Source organism: Nocardia sp. NPDC060255 (assembly GCF_042727395.1).
Lineage (GTDB): Bacteria > Actinomycetota > Actinomycetes > Mycobacteriales > Mycobacteriaceae > Nocardia.
Map to the genome: position 1 here is coordinate 816061 of NZ_JBHXAU010000001.1, position 6331 is coordinate 822391.

At 66.4% G+C, this 6331-nt stretch carries 4 protein-coding genes; all 4 read left to right on the forward strand.

Going from position 1 to position 6331, the window contains the following annotated elements:
* Nucleotides 1-169 precede the first annotated feature (169 nt).
* The 4 genes from ACFWF1_RS03820 (at nucleotide 170) to ACFWF1_RS03835 (ending at nucleotide 6101) form a co-directional block, all read left to right on the forward strand.
* Nucleotides 170-1231 (forward strand): alpha/beta hydrolase, encoded by a 1062-nt coding sequence (locus ACFWF1_RS03820; RefSeq protein ID WP_379283004.1) that lies wholly within the window; start codon nucleotides 170-172, stop codon nucleotides 1229-1231.
* Nucleotides 1232-1568: 337 nt separating this feature from the next.
* Nucleotides 1569-2588 (forward strand): alpha/beta hydrolase, encoded by a 1020-nt coding sequence (locus tag ACFWF1_RS03825; protein WP_379283003.1) that lies wholly within the window; start codon nucleotides 1569-1571, stop codon nucleotides 2586-2588.
* A 327-nt stretch (nucleotides 2589-2915) separates the two neighbouring features.
* The gene (locus ACFWF1_RS03830; RefSeq protein WP_379283001.1) at nucleotides 2916-3950 is read left to right on the forward strand and encodes an alpha/beta hydrolase; all 1035 of its coding nucleotides are present in this window, start codon (nucleotides 2916-2918) and stop codon (nucleotides 3948-3950) included.
* 351 nt (nucleotides 3951-4301) lie between these two features.
* Nucleotides 4302-6101, forward strand: coding sequence for an alpha/beta hydrolase-fold protein (locus ACFWF1_RS03835; protein WP_379283406.1), 1800 nt, complete (start codon nucleotides 4302-4304; stop codon nucleotides 6099-6101).
* The last annotated feature ends 230 nt before the right edge of the window (nucleotides 6102-6331 follow it).

A 6331-nucleotide genomic window follows, 5' to 3' on the forward strand; every position in this document is an offset into this window, starting at 1 on the left:
CACTTTCCAGCAACATATAAGCTTCCGATGCCGATTGATACATGAAGAACATGCACAGAGGTCGATTCGTCCCTTTTTGGTGGACGGCGGCACTCGGTGTCCGCAGCGGGGGCCGGTAGAGATCGCCAGCCGTTTGCCCTCCGGCCGCCCGAACGAAAGGTCGAGTTTGATGCGAATTGCCCGCTGGAAAGGTAGATCCGGTACGTCCGGAGCGACTGGTTCGTGGGTGAAGCGATCCGCACTCGGGGTCGCCGTGGCACTGTTGCTGCCCTTCGGCGTCGCGGCAGCGGGAAGCGGAGCCATCGCATCGGCGGGCATGGACCCCGGGGCGTTCGACTTCTGGGTCGACTCCGGCATGGGGCCGATCAAGACCCGCGTGCTGCGCGCGAGGGACGGCAACACCAACCGGGTCGCCTACGTGCTCGACGGCATGCGTGCGCCGGAGACGCTGAACGGCTGGGAGATCGAGACCAACGTTCCCGCCGTGCTGGCCGACGCGAACATCAACGTCGTCATGCCGGTCGGCGGCATGTCCAGCTTCTACGCCGACTGGAACGCGCCGAGCGAGCTGGCAGGCATTCCGGCGGGCACCGGCTCGTCGTCCGGCTCCGGCGCGCTGAACATCTTGGCCGCGGGTCCCGGCAAGAGCTACCGGTACCAGTGGGAGACCTTCCTGACCCGTGACCTGCGCAACGCGCTGCACGACCGGCTGGGCTTCAACACAACCCGCAACGGCGTGTTCGGCCTGTCCATGGGCGGCAGCGCGGCGCTCACCCTGGCCGCGTACCACCCGGACCAGTTCAGCTTCGCCGGTTCGTACTCCGGTTACCTGAACATCTCCGCGCCGGGCATGCGGGAGGCGATCCGCATCGCGATGCTGGACGCGGGCGGCTACAACGTCGACTCGATGGCGCCGCCGTGGGGTCCACAGTGGCTGCGGATGGATCCGTTCGTCTTCGCGCCCAACCTCGTCCGCAACGGCACCCGCCTGTGGATCGCCGCGGCCAGTGGCCTGCCCACGGCGAACGACGGCCCGAGCTTCAACACCCTCAATGGGATGGGCCTGGAGGCGCTGGCATTGGCGAACACCCGCGCGTTCAACGTGCGGATGGCGACGCTCGGCGGTGGCAATACCGTCTACTCCTACCCGGCCTACGGTATTCACGCGTGGAACAACTGGACCGACGAGGCGTACCGGATGATTCCGGACATGTCCGCCAATATCGGCTGACGAATTCCCTGTAGACAAACCGCCCGGCGCTACCAAGCGCCGGGCGGTCTGTTGTTTTCGACCCGCCCGCCGATATCACCCGGCATGATTGGCTGGTAGATCGCTGGCAAACGAATTGCGATCTTGCCGCCGCCGGTCGTTGCGGGAAACCCGTGAGATCGGCAAATCTTTGGTTTTCGTCACGATCCGGCATCGCAGTGCGTTTTCCGTCGGGCCTAGCTCGAATAGCTGCTTATAGAAGAGGGATAGGCCCGAGGACTTCGCGCGGGAAGCCATCGATGCCGAGTGTCGATCTACATGCGGTCAACGGCGAGCGCACGGGCGAAAGGTCGAATCGATGCGATCAGGCGGAGTACGCGGAACGGTTGCCAGCGCGCGCACAGCGGCGGATCGCCGCTGGTTTCGACGTTCGGTCGCGGGTCTGGCCGTCGCACTCGTACTGCCGTTCGGTGCCGCCCTCGGCGGATTCGGCGCGACCGCACAGGCCGGTTTCGACCCGCGCGGCTTCGACTTCTGGGTCGACTCCAGCATGGGCCCGATCAAGTCCAGGATCTTCCGCGCCGCCGACGGCAATACCCGGCGCGTGGTCTACGCGCTGGACGGCCTGCGCGCCCGCAACGACCTGAGCGGCTGGGAGGTCGAGACCGACATCTCCCGCGTGCTGCCGCAGTGGAACATCAATGTGGTGATGCCGGTCGGCGGCCAGTCCAGCTTCTATTCGGACTGGATTGCGCCGAGCAACACCAACGGCCAACAGCAGCCCTATGCCTGGGAGACCTTTCTCACCGACAAGTTGCGCTGGGCGTTGCGCGACCGCCTCGGCTTCGATCCGCGCGGCAACGGCGTGTTCGGCCTGTCTATGGGCGGCAGCGCCGCGCTCGCGCTGGCCGCCTATCATCCCGACCAGTTCCGTTACGCCGGTTCGTATTCCGGCTATTTGAACATCTCCGCGCCCGCCATGAAGGAGGGGCTGCGGCTGGCCATGCTCGACGCGGGCGGCTTCAACATCGACGCGATGTGGGGTCCGCCATGGGATCCGCGCTGGTTACGCAACGATCCGTTCATGTTCGCGCAACTGCTGCGCGACAATGGAACTCGCCTGTGGATCGCCTCCGGCAACGGCTTGAACGGACCGCGCGACGTGATCAACGCGCCGATCGACGTCTATCACCTCGGCAACGCGATGGCGCTGGAAACGATCGCACTCGCCAACACCCGTGCCTTTGAAGCTCGGATTAACAGTCTCGGGCCGAGCAACTCGGTGTTCGTCTACACCCCGGTGGGCGTGCACAGCTGGAACTACTGGCAGGACCAGGTGTTCCAGATGCTGCCCGACCTCAGCGCCCATTTGAGCTGAGCTGACACTTCCGGCCATCAGGGTGAAATTTTGGTGTTCCGGCACGACAATCACCGGGGGAACGCGATAGGGTCACCGCACCATCACAGATTGCGTACGGGCGGATTTCGGCCACCTGGTTGCCTCGGCCTTGCTAAGGCCACGGGTGTCGAATATCGTCCAGCGAGCGCAAGTGTGACCAGATCGTTGTTTCGCAGTCGCCTGCGCCGGAATGTCGGGGTCCGGTGTGGCGGTGTGCGTCTCGTTGGCAGCACTGGTGCGGTTGCGCCCCTCGCGGGTCGCGGACGGCACCACAACAGGCAGAAAAGCAGAAAGAGAGCAGGATTCATGCGTTTCGGCAGGGCGGCCGCGCCGATGAGAACGAAATCGGGACGGCGAGGCGCACCTCGTGGTTGGCGTAATCGAATTCTGGCTGTCGGTGCCGCTGCATTGGCGCTACCGATCGCCGTAGGTGTGGCGGCCCCGATCGCCACCGCGGCGCCGGTGCACGCACCGGTATTGCGTTCCCCGGCAGGTGGATTCGAAGATCTGATGGTCCCGTCCAGCATGGGCCCGATCAAGGTCCAGGTGCAGTGGGCATCGCGCGGCGGCAACGCGGCGCTGTACCTGCTCGACGGACTCCGGGCCCGTGATGACCGCAACGCGTGGTCGTTCGAGACGAACGCACTGCAGCAGTTCGGCGGCGACAACATCACCCTGGTCATGCCGGTCGGCGGTCAGTCCAGCTTCTACACGGACTGGTACACGACCAGCAACACCAACGGCCAGAAGACCACCTACAAGTGGGAGACCTTCCTGACCAAGGAGCTCCCGGCCTTCCTGGAGGGCTACGGCGTTTCCCGCACCAACAACGCGGTCGCCGGTCTCTCCATGGGCGGCAGTGCCGCACTCGCGCTGGCCGCGTACCACCGCGACCAGTTCAAGTACGCCGCCTCCTACTCGGGCTACCTGAACATCTCCGCGCCGGGCATGCGTGAGGCGATCCGCGTCGCGATGCTGGACGCGGGCCGCTACAACGTCGACTCGATGGCCGCCCCGTGGAGCCCCGCGTGGCTGCGGATGGACCCGTTCGTGTTCGCGCCGCAGCTCAAGGGCCTGCCGATGTACATCTCGGCGGCCAGCGGCCTGCCGGGTCAGTACGACAGCCCGAACTCGGCGGTCGGCGTGTTCAACACCGGCAACGCGATGGCGCTCGAGGCGCTCTCGCTGGTCAACACCCGCGCGTTCCAGGCTCGCCTGGCCTCGCTCGGCATCCCCGCCTCGTTCGACTTCCCGGCCCAGGGCACGCACTCCTGGAAGTACTGGGAGGGCGAGCTCTTCAAGTCCCGCAACGGCATCCTGGACGCCACCGGCGCCTGGTGACCTGCTGATCGACCACTCGGGCCGTACCCATCGGGTACGGCCCGAGTTACGTTTTGGGACATGTGGTTTCAAGGGGAACCCGGTGCGGTATCTATGTACTCACAAATCATTTGTCCCGGTAAGACCGCTTCGGCGCCGCGGCTTCCAGCACGGAAGCGGTGGCGCCGGATGCGTTGTGCGAGCCCGCAAAACGAAGATGGCGGTTTTCTTATCGTGCGTGTCCTCCCCGGAACGTGGCGCGCACCGGAGTAGAAAGCTCTTGTGGCAGGGATTCGGCGCGGCAGATGGGGGAGACGCGAGCGTCGTGGCGCTCGTCCGGCTCGCGGGCGGTTAGTGCTGCTCGCCACCGCGATGGTGATCCCGTTGGCGGCCGGCATCGCACCGGCCTACGCGCAGCCTGCCCCGGCACCGGCGCCCGGTCCCGCCCCGGAGGCCGTCGCACCGGCGACCATCCAGAAGGTGATCTGGCTGACCGACCGCCGGGTCGCGCTGTGGATCAATTCGCCGTCGATGGCCACGCCGATCCAGGTGCAACTGCTGCTCGCCAAGGACTGGAACACGCGCCCCGACGTGCGTTTCCCGGTGCTGTACCTGCTCGACGGCCTGCGCGCCGAGGACGACGAGAGCGGCTGGACCAAGGACGCGGGCGCCGTCGACTTCTTCGCCGACAAGAACGTCACCGTCGTGCTGCCGGTCGGCGGCCAGTCCAGTTTCTATTCCGACTGGATCCAGCCGAACAACGGCAAGACCTACAAGTGGGAAACCTTCCTGACCAAGGAGCTGCCGCCGCTGCTCGAGGGCGACTGGCGGGCCACCGATGTCCGTGGCATGGAAGGCCTTTCGATGGGTGGCACGGCGGCCATGTTCCTGGCCGCGCGCAATCCCGGCTTCGCCAAGTACGCCGCGTCCTACTCCGGCTTCCTCACCACCACCACGATCGGCATGCCGCAGGCCATCCAGTTCGCCATGCGCGACGCGGGCGGCTACGACGTCGGCGCCATGTGGGGCCCGCCGACCAGCCCGGAATGGGCCGCGCACGACCCGTACACGCAGGCGGAGAAGCTGAAGGGCGTCTCCCTCTACGTCTCCAGCGGCAGCGGCGCCACCGGACCGTTCGACCAGGCCTCCGGCATTCCGGGCGTCAGCACCAACTACGCGGGCATGGGTCTGGAGATCCTGTCGCGGCTCACCTCGCAGAACTTCGTCACCAAGCTCGGCAGGCTGGCGATCCCCGCGCAGGTGAATTACCGCCCGTCCGGCACGCATTCGTGGCCCTACTGGGATTTCGAGATGCGGCAGTCCTGGACCCAGGCCGCGACCGCGCTCGGCATCGATCCCGGCAAGACCGGTTGCACCGTCGGCGGCCAGATCGCGACGGTGGCCGCGGCGAACAACTGGCTCGGTGATTGTCTGTCCGCCGAATACCCGGTGGCGGGCGGTGTGGCGCAGGACTTCCGGTCCGGCCGCGTCTACTTCTCTCCGGCGGGCGGCGCGCACCCGGTCGGCGGCATGATCGGCGGCGGATACCAGGCCGCCCAGGGTGCCGCCGGACCGCTCGGGCTGCCGACCGGCGACGAACGCGGGCTACCGGATGGCAAGGGCCGCATGCAGTCCTTCCAGAACGGCTCGCTCTACTGGACCCCGCAGACCGGCGCCCAGGTGGTGCGCGGCGCGATCCTCGACGAGTGGGGCAGGCAGGGCTACGAGGGCGGCCCGGCCGGCTACCCCGTCGCACCCGAGGTGAAAACGCCCAACCGCGACGGCGCCGTGCAGTCCTTCGAGAACGGCCCGTTCTACTACAGCGCCAAGACCGGCGTGCACCGCGTACAGGGCATGATCCTCGGCAAGTACGCCCAAATGGGTTACGAGAACAGCTGGCTCGGCTTCCCCGCCACCGAAGAGCAGCCGACCAAGGACCTGGGCCGCTACACCCGCTTCGAGGGCGGCAACATCTATTGGAGCCCCCTATCCGGCACCTGGGCGGTAAAGAACGGCCCGATCATGGACGCCTGGCAGGTCCTCGGCTACGAGAACGGCAAGCTCGGCTACCCCATCAGCGACGAGTTCCCGGTCCCCGGCGGCACCCAGCAGAACTTCCAAACCGGCTTCATAGTCATCAAGGATGGAAAACCAGAAGTGCACGGCCTCTAATAGTTTGGTCGTGCCCACCACTGGTTAACACCAACCGAGACTCGCCCACTCGACGCACGCACCACGGAGCGAGTCTTACGAGCGACCCGTTCGCGGCCCGTCTCGCGTCCGAGTGGCCGAAGCGCATGCGCCCCCCGCGCGAGGGGAGGCCCCACCGCCGCCCGACCCCCCCGGGGCGGTGGGGTATAAACAAAAACCACCCCCCCAAAAACACCAAAAAAACGTTTTGC